Source organism: Herbaspirillum sp. AP02 (assembly GCF_015767275.1).
Classification (GTDB): domain Bacteria; phylum Pseudomonadota; class Gammaproteobacteria; order Burkholderiales; family Burkholderiaceae_D; genus Herbaspirillum.
Map to the genome: position 1 here is coordinate 1 of NZ_JADWMY010000016.1, position 21,852 is coordinate 21,852.

17 protein-coding genes are annotated in these 21,852 nt (G+C 57.9%); 6 read left to right on the forward strand and 11 right to left on the reverse strand.

Features of this window, described 5'->3' with window-relative positions; translation table 11 throughout:
• A partial coding sequence (locus I5R65_RS22760) for a type I restriction endonuclease (RefSeq protein WP_255493477.1) occupies window positions 1-1,065 on the reverse strand: 1,065 nt, incomplete at its 3' end.
• A complete protein-coding gene (locus I5R65_RS22765) occupies window positions 1,062-2,366 on the reverse strand; it encodes a restriction endonuclease subunit S (protein WP_180671108.1) in 1,305 nt (434 codons plus the stop codon). The genes I5R65_RS22760 and I5R65_RS22765, both read right to left, overlap by 4 nt.
• A gap of 53 nt (window positions 2,367-2,419) precedes the next feature.
• Here I5R65_RS22765 and I5R65_RS22770 point away from each other — a divergent pair, with 53 nt between their 5' ends.
• On the forward strand, window positions 2,420-2,728 hold the full coding sequence (locus I5R65_RS22770; protein ID WP_219341902.1) for a DUF3892 domain-containing protein: 309 nt from the start codon (window positions 2,420-2,422) through the stop codon (window positions 2,726-2,728).
• A 492-nt stretch (window positions 2,729-3,220) separates the two neighbouring features.
• Here the strand turns inward: I5R65_RS22770 and I5R65_RS22775 are convergent, their stop codons facing one another.
• Window positions 3,221-4,351, reverse strand: coding sequence for a YiiX/YebB-like N1pC/P60 family cysteine hydrolase (locus I5R65_RS22775; protein WP_180671107.1), 1,131 nt, complete (start codon window positions 4,349-4,351; stop codon window positions 3,221-3,223).
• A gap of 84 nt (window positions 4,352-4,435) precedes the next feature.
• Here I5R65_RS22775 and I5R65_RS22780 point away from each other — a divergent pair, with 84 nt between their 5' ends.
• Window positions 4,436-5,326, forward strand: a complete 891-nt coding sequence (locus tag I5R65_RS22780) for a hypothetical protein (protein ID WP_180671106.1) — start codon at window positions 4,436-4,438, stop codon at window positions 5,324-5,326.
• A gap of 696 nt (window positions 5,327-6,022) precedes the next feature.
• On the opposite strand, the gene gyrB is transcribed toward I5R65_RS22780, so the two are convergent.
• The 3 genes from gyrB to dnaA all read right to left on the reverse strand — a co-directional run bounded on the left by gyrB (window position 6,023) and on the right by dnaA (window position 11,801).
• Complete coding sequence (gyrB, locus tag I5R65_RS22785) at window positions 6,023-8,521, reverse strand: DNA topoisomerase (ATP-hydrolyzing) subunit B (RefSeq protein WP_180671105.1); 2,499 nt, start codon at window positions 8,519-8,521, stop codon at window positions 6,023-6,025.
• A 135-nt stretch (window positions 8,522-8,656) separates the two neighbouring features.
• A complete protein-coding gene (gene dnaN, locus I5R65_RS22790; protein ID WP_180671104.1) occupies window positions 8,657-9,763 on the reverse strand; it encodes a DNA polymerase III subunit beta in 1,107 nt (368 codons plus the stop codon).
• Window positions 9,764-10,400: 637 nt separating this feature from the next.
• Window positions 10,401-11,801, reverse strand: a complete 1,401-nt coding sequence (dnaA, locus tag I5R65_RS22795) for a chromosomal replication initiator protein DnaA (protein WP_180671103.1) — start codon at window positions 11,799-11,801, stop codon at window positions 10,401-10,403.
• On the opposite strand from dnaA, the gene I5R65_RS22800 reads away from it, so the two are divergent.
• On the forward strand, window positions 11,800-12,015 hold the full coding sequence (locus tag I5R65_RS22800; protein ID WP_196872329.1) for a hypothetical protein: 216 nt from the start codon (window positions 11,800-11,802) through the stop codon (window positions 12,013-12,015). The two genes, dnaA and I5R65_RS22800, sit on opposite strands and share 2 nt — an antisense overlap.
• 148 nt (window positions 12,016-12,163) lie before the next feature.
• Here I5R65_RS22800 and I5R65_RS22805 read toward each other — a convergent pair whose 3' ends face one another.
• From I5R65_RS22805 to I5R65_RS22815, 3 genes are all read right to left on the reverse strand, one after another.
• Window positions 12,164-12,931, reverse strand: coding sequence for a class II glutamine amidotransferase (locus tag I5R65_RS22805; protein ID WP_180671102.1), 768 nt, complete (start codon window positions 12,929-12,931; stop codon window positions 12,164-12,166).
• Window positions 12,932-13,146: 215 nt separating this feature from the next.
• On the reverse strand, window positions 13,147-13,464 hold the full coding sequence (locus I5R65_RS22810) for a hypothetical protein (protein ID WP_006463445.1): 318 nt from the start codon (window positions 13,462-13,464) through the stop codon (window positions 13,147-13,149).
• A 590-nt stretch (window positions 13,465-14,054) separates the two neighbouring features.
• A complete protein-coding gene (locus I5R65_RS22815) occupies window positions 14,055-14,288 on the reverse strand; it encodes a hypothetical protein (RefSeq protein WP_006463444.1) in 234 nt (77 codons plus the stop codon).
• Between the two features lie 177 nt (window positions 14,289-14,465).
• On the opposite strand from I5R65_RS22815, the gene I5R65_RS22820 reads away from it, so the two are divergent.
• Together I5R65_RS22820 and I5R65_RS22825 are read left to right on the forward strand one after the other, a co-directional pair.
• Complete coding sequence (locus I5R65_RS22820) at window positions 14,466-15,425, forward strand: LysR family transcriptional regulator (RefSeq protein WP_180671101.1); 960 nt, start codon at window positions 14,466-14,468, stop codon at window positions 15,423-15,425.
• Between the two features lie 131 nt (window positions 15,426-15,556).
• Window positions 15,557-17,605 (forward strand): AsmA family protein, encoded by a 2,049-nt coding sequence (locus I5R65_RS22825; protein WP_180671100.1) that lies wholly within the window; start codon window positions 15,557-15,559, stop codon window positions 17,603-17,605.
• Between the two features lie 784 nt (window positions 17,606-18,389).
• Here I5R65_RS22825 and I5R65_RS22830 read toward each other — a convergent pair.
• Window positions 18,390-18,695: a 2Fe-2S iron-sulfur cluster-binding protein gene (locus I5R65_RS22830; RefSeq protein ID WP_180671099.1), complete on the reverse strand. Its 306-nt coding sequence runs from the start codon at window positions 18,693-18,695 to the stop codon at window positions 18,390-18,392.
• A 466-nt stretch (window positions 18,696-19,161) separates the two neighbouring features.
• Entirely contained in the window at window positions 19,162-20,046 is an 885-nt protein-coding gene (locus I5R65_RS22835) for a LysR family transcriptional regulator (RefSeq protein ID WP_180671098.1), read from the reverse strand.
• A 282-nt stretch (window positions 20,047-20,328) separates the two neighbouring features.
• Here I5R65_RS22835 and I5R65_RS22840 point away from each other — a divergent pair, with 282 nt between their 5' ends.
• The gene (locus tag I5R65_RS22840) at window positions 20,329-21,840 is read left to right on the forward strand and encodes a CoA-acylating methylmalonate-semialdehyde dehydrogenase (RefSeq protein ID WP_180671097.1); all 1,512 of its coding nucleotides are present in this window, start codon (window positions 20,329-20,331) and stop codon (window positions 21,838-21,840) included.
• Window positions 21,841-21,852: the final 12 nt, after the last annotated feature.

Below are 21,852 nucleotides of genomic sequence, written 5' to 3' on the forward strand. Positions count from 1 at the left end.
GGGGGTGGGGTGTGGCGGGATGGCACAGAGACGTGCAATTGATGCGGAATCGTTGCTGTAAATGCAGGTTGGCGTGAGGAAGAGGGATTTTCTGTACAGAGGGTAGTCGAGCGCTACCATCTTCCGCTCCACGTGGATATTCATTTCCAGCCGCCAACGGGAGCGACGAGATTGATCTGACTGCGGACATCCAAGATGTAGCAAGGCGATGAGCAGGCGGTCTTGCTCGGTTGAGAGCAGCGGCTGCGCCCACAGTTGTCGGAAGTAGCTTTGCAGCTTGGCCGGCCTCCCCGCCAGCAATGCCGCCTCGGCATCGGCGCTGAGTGGCTGGTTCTTCCACTCGCGCAGCTGTGCATCACTAAATTGTTCTTCACGCCAGCGTGCCCAGAACTTCATGGGCGTGCTGGTGGTGCCATAACGTCCTTCGGTGGGGCTCACAGCCAGCAGCAACTGGGCATAGGCAAAGAGTTGGGGAATCTCGTCCGGCCGCTGGTTGCGCAGCTGCTGGCTGATGGCTTCATCGACCATGGCTTGGCCCACATGGGTGGCATCGGGCCGTTTGGCCTCGATCACCACCAAAGGCAAACCATTCACATAGGCCACCACATCGGGCACACGATGGTGCGTACCATGGGTGGACAGCACCTCCAACTCTTCTGTCACGTCCCAGCGGTTGGCAGTGGCATCGCTCCAATCCACCAGGGCAATGGTCGGCTGGTGCTTCTTGCCATCGGGCATGAACTCGGTGACGGTCACGCCCAGCGTGAGCATCTGGTAGACCCGCTCGTTGGCCGGCAACAGGCCTTCGGTCAGGTTCACCGCCTGCACCTGCCGCAGGATCTGGTCGATGCCGCTGGGCGAGAGCGGAAACCATTCGCCCTTGTAGTCGAAGCGCCGGGTTTGCAGCACTTCGATGAGGCGCGTCTTGAGGATGACCTCCCGCGTGCTGCCACGCAAGGCCAGCGCCTGGGCCGTGCTCAGGAAATGCCAGCCCAGATTGATCAGCAGATGCAGCGCCGGGATGTGGGCGCTGTATTGCTCGCGGGTTTGGGGGAGGGTGCTCATGCGGCCTCCGGTTCCGCCGTGGTGTCGGGCGTACGGACGCGACGTTTGCCGGTTAGCAGGTCGGCCATGAGGGCGCGTTTTTCTTCCCTAAGCAAATCTAACTGTCGCTGAACCGTCATCTCCTCCTGGCTAGCAGCATCAAGGATGGCCACGATGCGAAGCTGCTCGTCCAAAGGCGGCAGATTGATGGGCCATTTCAACCACTTATCCAGACGGAACAGCATCTTCTCGATATGCACACCGATGCTGGAGTGAAAGCAGGTTTGCTGGAAATAGGTGGTTTCAGACAGGTAGCGCAAGAAGCGCGGATCAAGATCGCCGTAGGTGTTCAGAACAGCGTACTCGTTGGAGACGATGGCGCCTTCCAGTTCTGCCGGAACGATGCCGCATGCGCCATGAACGATCTGACGCTTGGAGATAAGAAAATCTCCTTCGTGGACGTAAAACTGCGTGGGTGTCTTGATTTCCGCCCCTGGCAATTCGCATCGTTCGTCGACACCTCCACGGGACCGACGCACCGTAACCAGTCGATAGTTTGTGGCTAGATCAAGGCTTGCAGGACGAACGACCTCTTTCAAATGGGCGCCCAAATTGGTTTTGATCCAACCCTTCGGTGTTTGGGGTAGTTGAGGAATGCCTGGTTGTACGGAGGGGGGAAAGGCATCGCCCGCCGTGCGTTTCCCAGTACCGAACGGGACTGGCATCAGGAGGTGCCCAATCAACGAGTGCCTCTGTCTGCGACTGTTGGCGAGATGGCTTTCAGTCGCAACTATGGTCGCGTTCCATGTGTCGATCACCCGTGCAATACGGAGCTGCTCGTCAAATGGAGGAAGAATGACTGGGAATCCTTTCAGTTGCGTGGAGTTCAGCGATGCAAGGCCCGTCGAGCCTTTAGCACAAGAGAGAAAATAGTCGCGGCCATATCGCGATTGAACTAACAACTCCAAGAACGCTGGTAATAACTGCCCGCTCCCATGCGTTCGCACAGCAAACACATGATTCTGGTGAACGGCGTCGGGAATCTGGCCCTGCCATAAGCAACCACGTCCGAGATTTTCAGGATTTCCATTGCCTTCGATTAATAGCAAGTCACCTGCTTGCAAGGTATATCGCGACGTCTGACTAGCCGGTACGTCAATCTCTTGAACGTCAGACAAGTCCAAAGCACCGTCTTGCACGTTTGCAACTCTAAGATATGGCCGTTTCAGAGTGGCACCCTGACGTTGCGCGTTCTTTGACAGCCCTGTGCGAACTTCTGCGACGGTATGCAGTGGTACTTGTTTCCATTCCTTAGGCAGCATGCAGCACCTGCCTCGCCAGATGTTGTGCAGCTTCGTGCGGCGAAGAGAAGCGCTTGAAAGTCACTGACCGAGCTCTAGCCTCGGTTTCCAAAAAGTCCAAAGAATTCATAAAGCTTTCACGTTCTCGCCGCGGCAGGCACACCGGTAACAAATGGCGCCACACCCGCGAAGCGGCGATCACCCGCATCGAATCCAAGACTGAGGCGTTCTACACGGTGGACAAAGCCACTGGAAAGCGCATCTACATCGGGGTTGTGCGTGAAGCCGGGAAGGCGCCCTACTTGCGCACGCATGCGGATGGCAAATGGAATGACAACCTGCTGGCGCAAGGCGAGTGCGGCGCTGACTGCAGGCTCATCTGAGCGGGTAGATGCAGTGGCATGGGCTATGACCGTTGGTGGTGGTAGCCCATCTGACGCATCTTGTTTTTTATGCACAACGTTCTTAGGGCCCCACTGATGTGGAGCTGCTCTCCCCATTCGTAAAAAATCCGCTTCTCAAATATGCGGAGAAGTTTTCCCGCCCTCGCTATTAGCTTGCCGCCAACGGAGCCACTTAGAATGTGGACGCCCATCATCACTTTCCCATCAACACATGAAGGATTTATGCGTTTGTTCGGCAGCCCATGAGAACAGATTTGATCAAGCTGGCGTATGCTGCGAACTCATCCATTCACCAATCTCATCGACAATTTGTTAGCGGAGTTCCCCTCGAACTGAGAACGAATGCAGTTACATCTCCCAGACAAGCGCGAAGTCCAGTAGATGTTCTATCCTAGTGGGTGAGATGTAAGAAACATGCTCATCCAGTGACAGCGCTGGAGAGATAGCAGGAGTTAGAAAATAGGGATGGAGCTATCGACAGAGCCGGGCAGTAAGTAGGCCAATCTTTTCACTTGTGATTTTTATGCACTCTCTTGCTATAGCAAGACGCTCCTTATAAAACCCTTGCAACAGACGTACCCCTTCATAATCTATGAGCATTGGCTTAAGGGACATGAGCCAATTTTCTTTTTCTAAATCACTTATGTAGATGTCCGTATTCTGCTGAAATGACGCTTCCGATGCCTTCAAGAGTTCGATCAGCGCGACTAGGTCTTTGTGAGAAAAGGGCGCTGTATCTAGCAGCTGCGCCCACTGTTCTATCGTAACGAACATCAACGGGTGGTTACGCGACATTTCAGACCGTAGAAAATTGGAAAAATCGTATTTATTAAAAGATTTAACTAGACCTGCATCATATTTGCGAAGCACTTCTAGATCCTGAAAATAAAAATATAGCCCGTACCACTCAGAGAATTGATGCAACTTGTTCCTAAATGGACGAAACCACTCTTCAGTTTTAAATTCTGAATCTAAATTTCTAGATATATTCTGGTTTAGTGCTGCAAATGCATCCTCAGAATCTCCCGGATACCCCTCTACGTCTAACGCGAATGCTGGAGCGTATTTCTTAGGTATAGCTCTGAAGGCAGACTCTGTTACATCGTCAAAAAAAGTGGTCAATCGCAGAAAATCACCTGGCACAATTGCTTCCGGTATTTCTCTACCAAATATTTCTATCCCCGCCTCTATATAACAATGCGCCACAAGATGGGAACAAAAAAAACTGTCTTCGTTGCGCCTATCTCCTGATAGACCTAGGCCCGCCGCCATTGCCCCTCTTGGCCAATATGGTCTAAATAGGCATCCCTTGGCGGCGCTTGCTGCTTTGGTTGGCACATCCGCATCAAACGAGGCCTTTAGTCGTAGCACACGAACATTGCTTAGGTCAGCGACGTGTATGCGCTCCAAACACATTACTCGTACACCATTCCCTACCGCCTCTACGCAATTAGAGCCCATCATTGCTATTGATGCATGGCTGAAATTGGAATCAGTGACCTTTCGAATTACTTGACTTACTCGTGATGCAGAATTTGTGGAAAGCACCACATCGCCAGGCTTGAACTTGTTTACATCAATCACAAACACGTCGGATCGCATCTTGTTGCCTACTAGAGTGGACCTATAGCATCATAGCTCAGAGGCCCCGCGAAAGTTCTCAAACAACCCCAGTGAACACTACAGATGAGACATGAACTCCCTGACCGCGATTGGCACGGCTCGCATCATCCCTGGACGTACAGAGCTAATTGCTTCAGGTGGTGGGACACAGATATTGTCGGTGTGAATTTTCTTCCCTTAGCCACAGAAATGAGAGCGTGGCTTGAGGGAAGAGGCGAGCTCTCGCTGCCACCCGAAAAAGGGGAAGGCAATCGAGGAAGCTACTACAATCCATACACGTATAGTGGAGCAGCGTTAGGAGCAATTTTCAGCCGACTAGTAAATTCCTTTGCCACATATGTCGGTTCAAGCTCTAGCGATCACGATGAAGTAGATGCCGAAATTGAGAGACTTCGCCTCTATAACGAAATTCTCCTCTACACGGCCAGATTTTGCGAAACGGCGATTAAGCAGCTACTTTATTGCACGGCGATCCCTGAAAAGGATTTCAATCGTATGGCCCTCGGCGCGTTACTCGAATCGCCGTGTCCAAGCTGCAAGAAGGCGAAGGATAAACAGCCGCATAGTATTTCATTGGTGGGTACCTTGGCGCACCCATTTCATCTCTGCTTAGAATTTGAGCATTGCGCGCTGGATCATATGGCCTTAGTAAATAGCTTACGAAACTCGCAAGCGGCTCACTCAGATATGCAGATGCTAAAGGTCCGGACTGTAGAGGTCTCAAAGAATCAACTGAGGGAAGAGTGCGACGATATCCTGTCAAAGTTCGTTCACTTACTATCGCATCTCGAGAGTTTGGAGCAACGAATGCTGGAAGATCTGATTCAGAAGGGCAAATCCATTATGGTTCTGAAACTCGGCGGATTAGCTCCCGAGGACTGTAATTTTAATCTTGTCCCCGGTCAGCCTTTTATCGAGCCACCTAAGAAGCTATCAAAGGCAATCCAAATTTAGAAAGTCCGGCCACATCTAGCTAGTGGCCATCTGAATAAGCGGAAACGAAAAGGTCCTTTCCAGCTTTGCGCCAATTACGGCAAGCTTGCACAAATCAGCAATACGGATCAAAGCCCTTCGCATGGCGCCGTCCTCAACGCGTTGAGCGCCAAAGATTTCAATGCCCGATAATTGCTTGAATAACGCTGACGATTTCGTTCCCATGCCTCTTGGCCAGGTCAGCCATTGGTACGTAGTTTTGCCTGAACTCAAGCAACTGCGGGGGAAGAACTACGCGGCAAAGCTGCCCTCGCAACCGGATTGATTCCGACTTGTTGAATTGCACCTAACACTAACCCTCGGCTACGAGGGCTCCTATGACCGCGTGGCGGCCTTCGGACGAAAGTGGAAGGAGGGTCAAATGAGAGGGTCAAATCTGCGAGCGAATCAACAGTCATACCACTTGGAGCAATTACTCCGCGCATCCAATCTCCAAAACTACGGGCGGTAACTCCTGCTATGGAGGCCATTTCATCTTGGGTCAGATCTTTCCCTTAGCGCACCTGCGCGCCAAGCTGTATTTGCTTGAGTGTTTTTTGTAATTTAGTTTCTTTTTATGTCGCATAGCTCAGATTCGGTCGCTTGCAAAAAGGGCTCATATGGTTCTCACATATGAGCCCTTTTCTTCTCAACTTATGCTGCTATCTACAAACGAAATCAAACGTCAATATTCCCCGCCTGCAACGCATTAGATTCAATAAACGCCCGACGCGGCTCCACATCATCGCCCATGAGCGTCATGAAGATCTGATCGGCCGCAATGGCATCCTCGATCTGCACCTTCAACAAACGGCGCACGGTCGGGTCCATGGTGGTTTCCCACAGCTGCTCGGGGTTCATCTCGCCCAGGCCTTTGTAGCGCTGCTTGTTGACGCCGCGTTCGGCTTCGTCGCGCAGCCAGCCCATGGCCTGGCGGAAGTCGGTGATGACGGATTCCTTGCGCTTTTCGCCTTGGCCACGGGCCACCGTGGCGCCCTTGCGGATGAGGCCCTTGAAGGTCTCGGCGGCGGTGGAGAGCACCTGGTAGTCCGGGCCGCTGACGAAGTCGGCGTCGATCACGGTGGCCTTGATGTTGCCGTGCTGGCGACGATGGATGTGCAATGCCACCTTTTCGCTGAGCTCGTCCACGCGAGCTTGCACGTCGATGTTGCTGTCGTTGATGGCCTTCTTCAGTTCGGCGGCGGTGGCGGTGGCTTGCTCGATGTTTTCCATCTTCAGCACCACGCCGGCGGTCATGATGGCGTTGAGCGCAGCGTCATCGATGGCGCGCGACAGGCGCATGATGATGGCGTTGGCGGTGTTGTACTGGCGGGCCAGTTCGACCAGGGCTTCGCCGCTGATGGCGGGGGCGTCTTCGGCGGGCTTGATCTCGGCGTCGTTCAGGGCGATCTGCATCATGTATTGCGCTTCTTCCAGATCGTCCTTGAGGTAGCGCTCGTCCTTGCCGGCCTTGACCTTGTATAGCGGCGGCTGGGCGATGTAGATGTGGCCGCGTTCGACCAGGGCCGGCATCTGGCGGTAGAACAGGGTCAGCAGCAAGGTGCGGATGTGGGCGCCGTCGACGTCAGCATCGGTCATGATGATGATGCGGTGGTAGCGCAACTTGTCCGGGTTGAATTCATCCGCGCCGATGCTGGTGCCCAGGGTGGCGATGAGGGTGGTGATCTGCTCGGAGGAGAGCATCTTCTCGAAGCGCGCCTTCTCGACGTTCAGCACCTTGCCGCGCAGCGGCAGGATGGCCTGGAACTTGCGGTCGCGGCCTTGCTTGGCCGAGCCGCCTGCGGAGTCACCCTCGACGATGTAGAGCTCGCACAGGGCCGGGTCGCGTTCCTGGCAGTCGGCCAGCTTGGACGACAAACCCAGGCCGTCCATGACGCCCTTGCGGCGGGTCAGTTCGCGGGCCTTGCGGGCGGCTTCGCGGGCGCGGGCGGCTTCGACGATCTTGCCGCAGATGATCTTGGCGTCGTTGGGCTTCTCGGCGAGGAAGTCGGTCAGGGTCTTGGCGACGATTTCTTCCACCGGGCCGCGCACTTCGCTGGAGACCAGCTTGTCCTTGGTCTGGGAGCTGAACTTGGGTTCCGGTACCTTCACGGAGAGCACGCAGGTCAGGCCTTCGCGCATGTCGTCGCCGGAGATCTCGACCTTGGCCTTCTTGGCGAGATCGTTTTCTTCGATGTACTTGTTGATGACGCGGGTCATGGCGGCGCGCAGGCCGGTCAGGTGGGAGCCGCCGTCACGCTGGGGAATGTTGTTGGTGAAGCAGAGCACCTGTTCGTTGAAGGCGTCGTTCCACTGCATGGAAACGTCGACCGAAATCAGGGTGTTCTGGTCCGACATCTTCTCGCCGGTGGCCTGGAAGATGGTCGGGTTGAGGATGCTCTTGTTCTTGTTGATGTATTCGACGAAGCCGCGGGTGCCGCCTTCGAAGGCGAAGTCTTCTTCCTTGCCGGTGCGCTGGTCGGTCAGCTTGATGTGCACGCCGTTGTTGAGGAAGGACAGTTCGCGGATGCGCTTGGCCAGGATTTCGTAGTGGAATTCGACGTGGGTGAAGATCTCTTCGTCAGCCCAGAAGTGGACTTCGGTGCCGCGCTTGTCGGAGTCGCCGACGACCTTGATGGGCGAGACCTGAATGCCATCGACCACGTCCAGCTCTCGGTTCTGGACGACGCCCCTGGCGAATTCCATCGCATGCACACGGCCATCGCGGCGGATGGTCAGCTTCAGTTTCTTCGACAGTGCGTTCACGCAGGACACGCCCACGCCGTGCAGACCGCCGGAGACCTTGTAGGAGTTCTGGTCGAACTTGCCGCCGGCGTGCAGCTCGGTCATCACGATCTCGGCGGCGGAGCGCTTGGGTTCGTGCTTGTCGTCCATCTTCAGGCCGGTGGGAATGCCGCGGCCGTTGTCGGTGATGGAGATGGAATTGTCAGCGTGGATGGTGACGTGGATCTCGGTGCAATAGCCGGCCAGGGCTTCGTCGATGGAGTTGTCCAGCACTTCGAATACCAGATGGTGCAGGCCGGTGCCGTCAGAGGTGTCGCCAATGTACATGCCGGGACGCTTGCGCACCGCCTCCAGGCCTTCCAGGATCTGGATGGAAGAAGCGCCATAGCTTTGTTGCGCGGAATTGGTGTTGTCTGCGGGGCTGGAGGACATGGTTACCTTCTGAAATTGCTAGCCAAACGACTAGGGGACTGCAAAAAACGGAATTCGTCGGGGGATTCTTGGAATTCTTAAAAGCAACCGAGGGGCCGTCTGGGACGGCCCCTCGGGCGCGTGAAGCGGTGTTGCTCAGATCCGCATCGGCATGACGACGTACTTGAAGTCGGCGTTCTCGGGGATGGTAATCAGGGCCGAGGAATTGGCATCGCCCAGGGCGATGTTGACGTAGTCGTTCTTCAGGTTGTTGAGCACGTCGAGCAGGTAGCTGACGTTGAAACCGATGTCGACGGTGTCGCCGCCGTAGTCGATTTCCAGTTCTTCGACCGCTTCTTCCTGGTCGGCGTTGGTGGAGCTGATCTTCAGGCTGCCGGGAGCGATCACCCAGCGCACGCCCTTGAACTTGTCGCTGGTCATGATGGCAGCGCGTTGCAGGGAGCGCAGCAGCTGGTCGCGGCTGATGGTGAAGCTGTTCTTGTAGCCCTTGGGCACCACGCGGGTGTAGTCGGGGAACTTGCCTTCGACCAGCTTGGAGATCAGCTCGATGTCGGCGAAGGTCAGCTTGACCTGGTTGTTGGCGATCTGCAGCTGGACTTCTTCATCGCTGTCATCCAGCAGACGTTGCAGCTCGATGATGGTCTTGCGCGGGATGATCACTTCCTGGCGCGGGAAGTCCTGTTCGGTCTCGACCTGGCAGAAGGCCAGTCGGTGGCCATCGGTGGCGACGGCGATCACGTTCTTGCCTTCGACCACCAGCAGCAGGCCGTTGAGGTAGTAGCGGATATCCTGCTGGGCCATGGCGAAGTGGACCATGTTGAACAGGTGCTTGAGGGTCTTCTGCGGCAGGTTGACCTGGGCGTTGTAGTGCTCGGCCTGGGCGACCGTCGGGAATTCCTCGGCAGCCAGGGTCTGCAGCGCGAAGCGGGACTTGCCCGATTGCACCGTCAGGCGCTTGTTGGAGAGGGAGATGGCGACTTCGCCGGAATCGGGCAGGGCACGCAGGATGTCGAGCAGCTTGCGGGCGGCCACGGTGGTGGCGGTCGTTTCATTGCCGGAGCCGACGTCGGCGTGCGTGGTGATCTGCACTTCGATGTCGGTGGACAGGAAAGAGACCTTCTCGCCGTCCTTGCGGATGAGGATATTGGCCAGAATCGGCAACGTGTGCCGACGCTCGACAATACCACTCACGATCTGCAGAGGACGCAGGAGCGTGTCTCGTTGGGTTTTAACCAATTGCATAGTCAGTTTGTCCTTGCTAGTAATGGTTTAAAGGGTGCCGTCGGCCGGCTTTGCGTCATGCCCATCGTGCGCGTCATCCTCCTCTGGTGAAAAACGCCGTCTGCATTCCAACCTGCCTGAATATGCAACGCTCCTGCTGGTGGCATGACCGGTAAGCCACCGGTCCGGAACCCGTTCCCGAAAAGCTGGTGATACAGCAACCCGCGATTGTCCAGATAACTATGACAATGTCGGGAAGCCAGAAACACTTGGCTATACGTTCGGAACATTTGAATACATTTGCCGGATGTTTTCGGGTATTTATTCGAAGTTTCCGTGCTATTCCGCGGATTTCCTGCTCCGTGGCCGGCCCTTGCGTCCGCCTGCGAAATAACGCCTTCCATTGTACCAATCATCCCCTCTTCCGAGTAGTCCGCCCGGGGGGAGGGTGGGGCTGAGAGGATCAAAAAACCGGGTGGCGCGTGCGGAGGACTTCCCGCGCGCCGGGAGTTGAATCGCCGCAGGCGATCCTGCTGATTTATCCACAGGTATCCGCCGGGCGGGCGCGGAAATGTCGTTGTGGAAAAGAAAATGCCGCCGGCGCGGACGCGGGCGGCATTGTCATCTTATCCACAGGCCTGGCCGGTGGATGCTGGGGTCACCCCTTGAGGGTTTGCTCCAGCACGTGCAGTTCGTGGTTGCATTCCGGGCTCTTGGCGCGGTCGGCGGCGATCTTGCGCACCGCATGCAGCACCGTGGTGTGGTCACGGCCGCCGAAGAGGTCACCGATTTCCGGCAGGCTCTTCTGGGTCAGTTCCTTGGCCAGGTACATGGCGATCTGGCGCGGGCGGGCGATGTTGGCCGGGCGCTTCTTGGAATACATGTCGGCGACCTTGATGTTGAAGAAGTCGGCCACCGTCTTCTGGATGTTTTCCACCGAGATCTGGCGGTTCTGCACCGACAGCAGGTCCTTCAGGGCTTCCTTGACGACATCGATGGTGATGTCCTTGCCGTGGAAGCGCGAGTAGGCCAGGATCTTGCGCAGGGCGCCTTCCAGCTCGCGCACGTTGGAGCGCAGGTGCTTGGCGACGAAGAAGGCAACGTCGTCGGAAAGCACCACATCCTCGGCGGCGGCCTTCTTCATCAGGATGGCCACGCGCATCTCCAGCTCGGGCGGCTCGATGGCCACCGTCAGGCCGGAGTCGAAGCGGGAGATCAGGCGGTCATCCATGCCGCTGATTTCCTTGGGGTAGGTATCGCTGGTGATGATGATCTGCTTCTTGGCCGCGATCAGGGCTTCGAAGGCGTAGAAGAATTCTTCCTGGGTGCGGCTCTTGCCGCCGAAGAACTGGATATCGTCGATCAGCAGCAGGTCCAGCGAGTGGTAATAGCGCTTGAAGTCGTCGAAACCCTTGCGCTGGTAGGCCGTCACCACATCGCGCACGTACTGTTCGGCGTGGATATAGCGAATCTTGGCGCCCGGGTTATCCACAAGCACCTGGTTGCCGATGGCGTGGATGATGTGGGTCTTACCCAGACCCACGCCGCCGTACAGGAACAGCGGGTTGTACGAGGTACCGGGGTTGTTGGCGACCTGGGTGGCGGCAGCGCGGGCCAGCTGGTTGGCCTTACCGGTGACCAGGTTGTCGAAGGTCAGGACCGGGTTGATGCGCGACTGTTCCTGGCGCGGCGCGATGGCACGCACCGGCTGGGCCGGTTCGGGATCCAGATGCAACTGTTCGTGGTTGGGCAAGCCCAGGCCATTGGCGCCGCCGCCGGCCGCTTGCGGGCTGGCGGCCGGGCGCCGGCCCTGGTTGCCGCGCGGGTCCAGCACGAACTGGACTTCGGTCGGTGCGTCCCAGTATTCGCAGGCCAGCGCGGTGATGCGGTTGGCGAACTGGGTCTTGACCCAGTCCAGCTTGAAGCGATTGGGCGCAGCAATGCGCAGGAGCCCATCCTCGAAGTCGAGCGGCACCAGCGGCTTGATCCAGGCGCTGTATTGCTGAGGGGTCAGCTCCTGCTCGAGTTTATGGGAGCAAGCCTGCCAGAAGTTTTCCATGAAGCTTTCTTATCGGATAAGTGCGGCGCCCGCCTGCCGCGTCCGGAGGACGGGCCTGGATGGACGAAGTCGTCCGGGCGCGAAACGAGGGACGCATTTTACTCCGGTAAACCCAAGTTATCCACAGGTTGGCTGGCAAAAATCCCTGAAAAATCTGAACTATCCACAGGCTGCGCAGCAGCGCATCGTCACCCTGACACCGGAATGCCCGTGAGCGGGCGGTGTTAGGGGGACAGAGTCATCAGCTGTGGATAAGACGAGGCGGGCAATCCGCCCGCATTTTTTGTAACAGCCTGTGCAAAAGTGGATTTTCGCGGCAGATTTAGCTGTGGACAGGTGACTGTGGTTGGCAGCCGGGTTGCTCAATCGACCACGTTGCCGTCGACAAAGACCTTCATTTCGCCGGCCTGGAAAGCGGTCCAGACTTCATTGTTGGTCAATGGCTGGGTCACGATGACGGCAACCCGGTCATTGGTGGTGGTGACCTCGGCAAAGTCGACCGAGAGGTCGTCATCGGACAGCTTGGCGGTGGTGAAGGGGTGCTGGCGGACGATGTAATAAAGATGCGTGGAGCAGTGGGTATAAAGCGCCGAGCCGTCCGAGAGCAGCATGTTGAAGGTGCCGTGGCTGGCGATGCGCTCGACGATCTCACGCAGGGCGGGGCGCAGGTCGGCCAGCAGCGGCAGGGTGTCGCCGAAGCGCTTGCGCATCTCCTGCAGGATGTAGCAGAAGGCCAGTTCGCTGTCGGTGGTACCGACCGGGCGGTAGGGGCCATCGAGCTCGGGCGTGAAGTTCTTCAGGTCGCCGTTGTGGGCAAATACCCAGTAGCGGCCCCACAGTTCGCGCACGAAGGGATGGCAGTTGGCCAGGGTGACGCGGCCCTGGGTCGCCTTGCGGATGTGGGCGATCACATGCTGTGACTTGATCGGATAGTGCTTGATCAGTTCGGCCACGGGAGAATCGACGGCGGCCTGGTGGTCGACGAAGGTGCGCACGCCCGAGCCCTCGAAGAAGGCAATGCCCCAGCCATCGCGGTGGTGATCGGTCAGGCCGCCCCGGGTGGCGAAGCCGGTGAAACTGAAGACGATGTCGGTGGGGGTGTTGCAGTTCATCCCGAGAAGCTGGCACATGATGTGTTGCGGAAATGCTGTGAGGGTTGGCGGGTGGACAAGTTATCACGTTGACGCTGGCCCGGGTCCGGGCTGTGGATAAAAAAAGCCCCGCGAGCTTGCGCTAGCGGGGCTAATCCTTCCTAAAGAGGGAGGAGGAGACACAGTACGTACTACAAAACTACAAAACGACCAGAAGACGGATCATCAGTCGCACGGCAGGCGGAGACTCGACTTCAGTCGCGGGCAGCCATGTTGCGCAGCTCGGCTGCAAAATTCGGTTGGGTCATGCTGTATTCGTTGGCCATGCGGTTGAGCATGCGCTTGCCACTGAACTTGTGCGCCAGGATGCGTTGCTCCAGCGACTTGCGCGGCTTGACCAGCAGGACGGCGGCTTGCGCCAGACCCAGGATCAGCGGCTTGAACACCATTACCAGGGTCACCAGTGCGCCCAGACCCAGCGCCGGGCGGATATACGCCACCAGCATGCCCATCAGGGATTGCGCGAAGGGCAGGGCTGCTTCTGCAGGAAAGGCCAGGTTCAGAAAGGACATGATATTTCTACCTCTGATAATCAGGCCGCGACACGACTGCGCGGCGTTCAAGTTCACTGTTGTTGCGTCGCAGTATGCGGTTTGGCCTCCTGTATGACTACTTTAGAGTTCTCATATCAGATATAGAGTTTGTGAATATAGCTCTGCAGCCCTCGGCGACAACGGCACCATGGCCCGCAAACCCTTGATGGCTGGCCTTCATTGCCATTTTCACACTAGCCGGCTGGCAAGGTGGCGATGGCTTGGCGGATCGCGATGCGGCAAATCTGCAACGCCGTTTGACGGAGCGCGAAGGGACTGTGAATATCTCGAACGGAAGTCGTCGCCGATGGTGAGCAGCCCGTTCGCAATGCACGAAAAAAAACCCCGCAGGCATGGCCTACGGGGTTAATCCTTCCTAAAGAGGGAGGAGGAGACAACGGATCGGTGTCCTGACGCGTTGATCGAATCAGCGTCAACATAAGCGCCGTACGCGCCGGAACTACCGAAATCCTTGATACCGGCGCCGATCTCCAGGACCTGGCGCCAGCGTCACGCAAGTGTCATGCGTGACGGGTAAAACCTGAAACTGGTGAAGCAGAAACCTTCGATTAACCGCGCGAAGCGATGAAGCGCAGTTCAGCAGCCAGGTTAGGCTGGGTGGCTTCGAACTTGTCGGCCATGCGGTTCAGCTGGCGGGTGCCCGATGCGCGATCCTGTTCGGCGGCGACCAGAGCAACAGCTTGCAGCTCGTGGGCCTTGACGAAGTGGATGAAGATGTTGCGCATGACGGCGGCGAACTTGCTCTTGAAGGTGCTGTTGGTGCTTTGTGCGATGGTTGCCATGATTCGATCCTTGACGTTGTGTGTTATGTTGCATTGCAGTGTAGTGAACTCACATTTGTTTGACCACTTTCCGTTTCGGATATCAGTTATATAATCTGTGAATAATATTTCGGGTGGCGATCAGCAGCGCTCATCGGCCCCCCCAATGACTTCCTTCCTGCCGCAAAGGCCCGCCCCATGAGCTTTCTCACCCTGGACCTGAACCTGTTGCGCGTATTCGACGCCGTCATGACCGAGCAGAATCTGACGCGTGCGGCCAACTTGCTGGCCATGACCCAGCCGGCTGTCTCCAATGCGCTACGCCGCCTGCGCGACACCCTCAATGACGATCTGGTGATCCGTACCGCCCATGGCGTCAAGCCCACGCCCCGCGCCGAGGAACTGTGGCCCACCGTGCGCCGGGCCCTGTCGGAGCTGGAAGCGGTGATCGCGCCGGAGAGCTTCGATATCTCGCGCGCCCAGAACACCTTCCGCATGGCCATGGTGGATGCCACCGCCGCGCTGTGGCTGCCCTCCCTGGTGCGCACCATCATGCGCGACGCCCCCCGCATCAAGATCCGGATGATGCCGCTGACCACGCGTGACCCCCGCGCCATGCTGTTGCGCGGCGACATCGACCTGGCAGTCGGCTTTTTCCCCGGCGTGACCGCGCAGCTGGCCGATGGCCAGGGCATGGCCAAGAGCCAGATCAGCCACGCCCGGCTCTACACCGGCCAATATGTCTGCGTGATGCACAAGAACCACCCGCTGGCAGGCCAACCACTGACGCTGGACAGCTATTGCAGCGCCGACCACCTGCTGGTGAGCCTGTCGGGCAAGCCACACGCGGTGATCGATGACGTGCTGGCCGGCATGAACCGGGAGCGCAAGATCCTGCTGACGGTGAACCAGTTCTTCACGGCCGGCCGCATCGTGGCCAGTTCAGAGCTCCTCACGGTGCTGCCGCGCCACCTGGTGGCCGCCACCGGCATGGCCGAGGTGCTGGTGGTGAAGGAGTTGCCCTTCCAGACCCCGGAAGAGCATGTGGACATGTTGTGGCATGAACGCGACGCCCGCAATCCGGCCCATAAGTGGCTACGTGCTCACTTGTCTGCAACAACACATGACGAATTCGGTCGTATCAACATGAAGCGCTGATGCGGCGCTGGCAGCATAGGGCTTTCCCGGCCTGATCTATCCACAGGCGCCACGGAGACTGGCGCTCGGGAAAGCCGCTGTCGGCGGGCGTCGGCGCATGTTGATAACCCTTCATAGGGGATGCCGAAGCGATGCCGCGCCTGACCAAAATCCTTCTCTGGCTGCTTGCCAGTCTGCTCATCCTGATCGCCGCCGCGGTCATTTTCATCCTCACCTTCGACTGGAACCGGGCCAAACCCTGGATCAACGCGCGTGTCTCGACCGCGATCGGGCGCGAGTTCGCCATCGACGGCAATCTCTCCCTGCACTGGCAGCGAGCAGGCACGGACGCCACCCCAGGTGCGGCGCCACCTGGCTTCTGGGCGCGCTGGGTACCGTGGCCCCGGCTACAGGCCGAGGATATCCGTGTCGGCAATCCCCCTACCTTCAGCGGCGCTGGCCAGATGGCCACCGTGCGGCTGGTCAGTTTCACCCTCAATCCGCTGCCGCTGCTTGTGCATAAGATTTCCCTGCCTGCGCTGGAGGTACAGGCGCCCTCGGTTTCCTTGCTGCGCAACCGCCAGGCTGTGAACAACTGGACTTTCGCCAGCGACCACAGTGCGCCCTCGGCCTGGCAGCTCAGCCTGGGCCGCATCAGCCTGAGCCAGGGCAAGCTGGCGCTGGACGATGCGGTGCAAAAGCTCAACATCAAGGCCGATATCGACACCCTGGATCCGGACAAGGAGAAGGTCTACGGACTGGGATGGAAGCTCGGCGGCACCTTCAACGGCGCCCCGGTGAGCGGCCAGGGCAAGGCCGGTGGAGTGCTCTCGCTGCAGGACCAGCAGCAGCCGTATCCGCTGCAGGCCCAGGTCAAGGTGGGCAAGACCCGCATCGGTATCCAGGGAACGCTCACCAAACCGGCCGAACTGGCGGCGCTGGACCTGCGGCTGTCGGTGGCCGGCGCCAGCATGGGCAACCTGTATCCGCTGACCGGCATCCTGTTGCCGGAAACGCCGCCCTTCGCCACCGAAGGCCATCTGCTGGGCAAGATCGGCGAGAGCGGCAGTCAGTGGCACTACCAGGACTTCAGCGGCAAGGTGGGCGACAGCGATATCAACGGCAGCCTGGATTACGTGACCGGGGGCGCGCGTCCACAACTGACGGGGGCGCTGACCTCCAACGTGCTGCGCTTCGATGACCTGGCGCCCCTGATCGGTGCCGATTCCAACGCCGAGAAGGCCCAACGCGGCGCCGAGGAACGCCAGCCGGGCAACAAGGTGCTCCCGGTGAAGACCTTCAGCACCGAGGCCTGGGGTGCGCTGGATGCTGATGTGCGTTTTACCGGCAAGCGCATCATCCGGCAAAAGGACTTGCCCATCACCGACCTGCAGGCCCACCTCATCCTCAAGGACAAGGTACTGAGCCTGGACCCGCTCAACTTCGGCATGGCCGGCGGCAATCTGCGCTCGACCATCCGGCTTGACGGCCAGGCGGCGCAGATGAAGTCGGAGCTGAAGCTGGCCGCACGCAAGCTGAAGATCCAGAAGCTGTATCCCCAGCTTGATGCCTCGCGCACCAGCTTCGGCGAGATCAACGGCGACGCCCAGTTGAGCGCCACCGGCAATTCGGTGGCCGCCATGCTGGGCTCGGCCAATGGCGAGGTGAAGACCCTGGTCAACAAGGGTGCGATCAGCAAGTTCCTGCTGGAAGCGGCCGGGCTCAACGTGGGCAACGTGGTCATCAGCAAGCTGTTCGGAGACAAGGAAGTGAAGCTGAACTGCCTGGCCGGCGACCTGCCGGTGCAGGATGGCGTGATGCAGGTGAAGACCTTGTTGCTGGACACTGAAGACGCCTTGATCGTGGTGGATGGCGACATCGACATGAAGCGCGAATTGCTGGACCTGAACGTGCATCCGCGCAGCAAGGGCTTGCGCATCATCTCGCTGCGGTCCCCGCTGTACGTGAAGGGCAGCTTCAAGAACCCGGACGTCGGTGTGAACAAGGGAGTGCTGGCATTGCGTGCAGGAGGGGCGGTCGCCTTGGGCCTGTTGGCACCGGTGACCGCCATCCTGCCCCTGATCAATGTCGATGGCGACCAGCAGGCGGACTGCGACCATCTGCTCGAAGAAGTGAAGAAAGCACCACAGGCGCCGCCACCCGGCAAGACTGCTGTCACAAAGGGTATGCCCAAAAAATAGGCAGGGCCAACAGACTGTTGTTTTATCGGCGGGGGCAGGGGATAACTTTCCTGCCCCCGCCTCGTTTTAGCTTCGTTTTCCGCAACAGTGACACGGCTTGCGTCCGAGGTAGTGGTCGTTGGAAGACAGAATCCTGCCTCTTCCCCCCTTCAATCCCTTATGAATGACCTAAATCGGTGACCAATTGGGCGATTTCACCCACTTCGTCACATTTCGGGTTTCAAACCCTGAAATTCCTTCATATTCGATTAGCCTGTGGATAAAGTTCTGAATAACTTTTTCATGGATTGGGGAAAACTGGGAAAGTTATCCAAAGCCGAATTTTTATCCAAGATTGGTGATGGCGTCATACAGAGCTTGCCCTTGTGCTTATCCCGTTCGCAATTGCCTGATTTTTCGTGAGTAAACCAGGTTATCCACAGTAAACCACAGACGTTAACCATCACTACTAAAGTTATAAACAGCTTAGATATAAAACCGAACTGCGCGAGCTCTCGCTGCGCGCACACGTGTCTGCCACACCAGAGAACCGCACCACCGTCAGGAAAAGCGCCAGGAGTGACCTAGCGCCTCGAGGCTGAAAAATCAGGATTTCAAGGTATCCATCTGAGGCACCCTCACAGCCCCACCATGACGATTCGGTGAGGTGCATGCAGGGGGCTGGTTATCCAGAGATTGCAAGGCCGCCTGTGGGTAAATCGCATGCCTGGCGACGTTTTTTTATCCACAGGGAGGGATGAAAGGGGAAATCAGGGGCCCATGACAGGAAACGACGGTGGATAAATCAGTCGCCGTGAAGAGCGATGGCGTCCGCAACGTCAAGCTCCAGGTCGCTGCGGGCCTCAGCCACGCAAGGAAGCAGCCAGCCTTCGGCCTTTTCTTCCCTGGTCAGACCAGGCCATTCGATCTGATAGGCAATTTCGCCTGTGGACAGTTTGCACATGCACGTCCGGCAGGTGCCGTTACGGCAAGAACTGGGCATGCGTATGCCCGCGGCGAGACCCGATTGCAGCAGGGAAAGATGCGGAACCTGTTCGAATTGCAAACCCGATGGTTGCAGGACAACCTGGAAACGTTTTGCTTCGGTCATGGCGTTCTGATGGTTTTTGCCCGGGTTTGGAGGCGGCTGTGGATAAGTCTTTGCATATCTGCCGGACGTTTTGGGTATATCTGCGTAATTTATCCACCGCCGAAAATTTGTCCAGAATCTGTTCCTTCGCAATGCAGAAGCTTACCAAGCGTTTATCAGAAAGCTAAGGTTTTGATTTTTCTCAGGTAAACAAGGTTATCCACAGTTTTTGGCGACGTTAACTACTACTACTATTTATATATATCCACATCTGAATTAAAAGACCGGAAGAGCGCACGCGGTGGACATCTTTCCAAAAAGTTGGCTTTCAAACACCAAAACCGCCCCAAAAGCCCTTGGCAAAGGCCTACAGCGATTCAAACGTCCTTTTGGTTCTGCATGAAGACGGAGAAATCCACGACGTCTATTGCCATATAGACACTAAATAGATGTCTGTTAGTCAATTAACAAGCCCGGTCGACCGCCATCAGGCCTGCCAAACCTGTTGCAATAATTGAAATACCGCTTGGATGGCATCTTCATGTTGTCTTTTTTCCAGCGAAATGAAGCTCAACTCCGTCGACAACTCGACCGCATCAGCGATCACCAGACCATGGGCCTGCGCCTGGTTCAGGGCAATCGACTCCCGCGCCAGGGAAAGCCCGACCCCGGACTTGACCAGATCCAGCATGGAAGACTCCTGGTCCACCAAGGCTACCGTATGTGGTTTTGATTGATGTTGCACGAAGATACGGCTCAATAGACGATGATGTGCCGATTCCGCGGGTGTCCATATCCAGGGCAGGCGCGCCAGTTCCTTCCAGCCTTTGCCGGAGACCCGGTTTTTCCATCCTGCCGGGGCGATGACGTTGTAGGTGAAGGAAGTCAGCGTCATGGCGTGGAAGCCCTTGCCGGGATCGCCCAGGAAGTAGCCGACGTCCAGATGGCCGGCCCGCACCTCGTTGAGTACTGATCCCGACATGTGATGTGACAGCTGGGTCGACAAACGCGGATGATGTTCGACCAGCAACTTCAGGAAAGCACCCAGCCGGATGAATTCCGGGTCGAGGATGGTGCCGATGGCCAAGGTCCCGGTGAGGACATCATCACTGGAGCGCAGTCCGCTGGCATGCCGACGCAATTCCTGGACATCGGCCAGGATGCGCTCGGCCAGTGGCAGCAAGGTATTGCCTTCCACCGTCAAGACCATGCCGGATGCACTGCGATTGAACAATTGCAGGCCCAGGCTTTCCTGCAAGCCCTTGATCTGCAGGCTCACAGCGGGTTGGGTCAAATGCAGCTTCTCGGCGGCCCGGGTCAGGTTGCCTTCATGGGCAACCGAGATAAATGCACGTAATTGCGTCAAATCCATCGTCATCTCCAGCGATCACAGCTTCATCCTGGCTTTCCCACTTGTGGATAAGGCCGTGGATATCCAGGTGAATATCTTGTGGGAATCGTGTGGGTATCATGTGAACAATAAAGACGGATTATAAGCATCCTTTATATTGCTCTTGATAATTCCTCATTGGATGCAGGCTCGGGCGAGGACTATTCTTGCTGTTCCATGCCGACCCTGACCTGGTCGACGTATCGCAGGAAGGCGCAGGAGACGGCACCTTCACCCGACATCGACAACACCAAAGGAAACCTTATGAGCCTCCCGCACATCGACCACTTCATCAATGGCCAACTTTCGCGTTCGGAAAGCGGCCGCAGCCAGGACGTATTCAACCCCGCGACCGGCGCCGTCGCCGCCAAGGTGGCGCTGGCGTCGGTCGCTGAAGTCAACGCTGCAGTCGCCGCTGCCAGTGCCGCCGCACCGGCCTGGGCCGAGACCGCACCCTTGAAGCGTGCCCGCGTGCTGTTCAAGTTCAAGGAATTGATCGAGCAGAACCACGATGCCCTGGCCCGTGCCATCACGCTGGAGCATGGCAAGGTGTTCTCGGATGCGAAAGGGGAGGTGACCCGTGGCCTGGAAATCGTCGAATTCGCCACCGGTATCCCGCAACTGCTCAAGACCCAGTTCACCGACAACATCGGCGGCGGCATCGACAACTGGAACCTGCGCCAGCCGCTGGGCGTGACGGCCGGCATCACGCCGTTCAACTTCCCGGTGATGGTGCCGCTGTGGATGGCGCCGATTGCGATCGCCACTGGCAACAGCTTCGTGCTCAAGCCCTCCGAGCGCGATCCTTCACCTTCCCTGATGCTGGCTGAACTGTTCAAGCGTGCCGGCCTGCCTGATGGTGTCTTCAACGTGGTGCAAGGCGACAAGGTGGCGGTGGATGCGTTGCTGGAGCATCCGGAGGTACAGGCAGTCTCCTTCGTCGGTTCTACCCCGATTGCCGAATACATCTATCGCAAGGCCACCGAACGCGCCGGCACCTTCCCGCTGCGCGCACAGGCCCTGGGCGGCGCCAAGAACCACCTGGTGGTCATGCCCGACGCCAACCTGGAGCAGGCCGTGGATGCGCTCATCGGCGCGGCCTATGGTTCGGCTGGCGAGCGCTGCATGGCGATCTCGGTGGCGGTGGCCGTGGGCAGTGTGGCCGACAAGCTGGTGGAAGCCCTGATCCCGCGCGTGAAGGCCTTGAAGGTCAAGAACGGCATGGAAGACGATGCCGAGATGGGCCCGCTGGTGACGGCAGCCCACAAGGCCAAGGTGGAAGGTTATATCCAGAGCGGTGTCGATGCCGGCGCCAAGCTGCTGGTCGATGGCCGTGGCCTGAAGGTGTCAGGCCATGAAGAAGGTTTCTTCATCGGCGGCACGCTCTTCGACAACGTCAGCACCGAGATGAAGATCTACCAGGAAGAAATCTTCGGCCCCGTGCTGTGCGTGGTGCGGGTGCCGGACTTCGCCTCGGCCGTGCAACTGATCAACGCCCACGAGTATGGCAACGGTGTATCGCTGTTCACTGCCGATGGCAATACGGCGCATGAGTTCTCGCGCCGCATCCAGGTCGGCATGGTGGGCATCAACGTGCCCATCCCGGTGCCGATGGCCTGGCACTCCTTCGGCGGCTGGAAGCGCTCGCTCTTCGGCGATACCCATGCCTATGGCGAGGAGGGCATCCGCTTCTATACCCGCTACAAGTCCATCATGCAGCGCTGGTCGGCTACTATCGGCAAGGGGGCGGAGTTCACCATGCCGGTGGCCAAGTAAGGCCGGCACGTA

Excerpts from the sequence above, each read along its gene's own strand:
- I5R65_RS22765 (WP_180671108.1), bottom strand. The coding sequence starts at position 2,366 with ATGCTGCCTAAGGAATGGAAACAAGTACCACTGCATACCGTCGCAGAA.
- I5R65_RS22775 (WP_180671107.1), bottom strand. The coding sequence starts at position 4,351 with ATGCGATCCGACGTGTTTGTGATTGATGTAAACAAGTTCAAGCCTGGC.
- I5R65_RS22780 (WP_180671106.1), top strand. The coding sequence starts at position 4,436 with ATGAGACATGAACTCCCTGACCGCGATTGGCACGGCTCGCATCATCCC.
- gyrB (WP_180671105.1), bottom strand. The coding sequence starts at position 8,521 with ATGTCCTCCAGCCCCGCAGACAACACCAATTCCGCGCAACAAAGCTAT.
- dnaN (WP_180671104.1), bottom strand. The coding sequence starts at position 9,763 with ATGCAATTGGTTAAAACCCAACGAGACACGCTCCTGCGTCCTCTGCAG.
- I5R65_RS22800 (WP_196872329.1), top strand. The coding sequence starts at position 11,800 with ATGAAGCTTTCTTATCGGATAAGTGCGGCGCCCGCCTGCCGCGTCCGG.
- dnaA (WP_180671103.1), bottom strand. The coding sequence starts at position 11,801 with ATGGAAAACTTCTGGCAGGCTTGCTCCCATAAACTCGAGCAGGAGCTG.
- I5R65_RS22805 (WP_180671102.1), bottom strand. The coding sequence starts at position 12,931 with ATGTGCCAGCTTCTCGGGATGAACTGCAACACCCCCACCGACATCGTC.
- I5R65_RS22810 (WP_006463445.1), bottom strand. The coding sequence starts at position 13,464 with ATGTCCTTTCTGAACCTGGCCTTTCCTGCAGAAGCAGCCCTGCCCTTC.
- I5R65_RS22815 (WP_006463444.1), bottom strand. The coding sequence starts at position 14,288 with ATGGCAACCATCGCACAAAGCACCAACAGCACCTTCAAGAGCAAGTTC.
- I5R65_RS22820 (WP_180671101.1), top strand. The coding sequence starts at position 14,466 with ATGAGCTTTCTCACCCTGGACCTGAACCTGTTGCGCGTATTCGACGCC.
- I5R65_RS22825 (WP_180671100.1), top strand. The coding sequence starts at position 15,557 with ATGCCGCGCCTGACCAAAATCCTTCTCTGGCTGCTTGCCAGTCTGCTC.
- I5R65_RS22830 (WP_180671099.1), bottom strand. The coding sequence starts at position 18,695 with ATGACCGAAGCAAAACGTTTCCAGGTTGTCCTGCAACCATCGGGTTTG.
- I5R65_RS22835 (WP_180671098.1), bottom strand. The coding sequence starts at position 20,046 with ATGGATTTGACGCAATTACGTGCATTTATCTCGGTTGCCCATGAAGGC.
- I5R65_RS22840 (WP_180671097.1), top strand. The coding sequence starts at position 20,329 with ATGAGCCTCCCGCACATCGACCACTTCATCAATGGCCAACTTTCGCGT.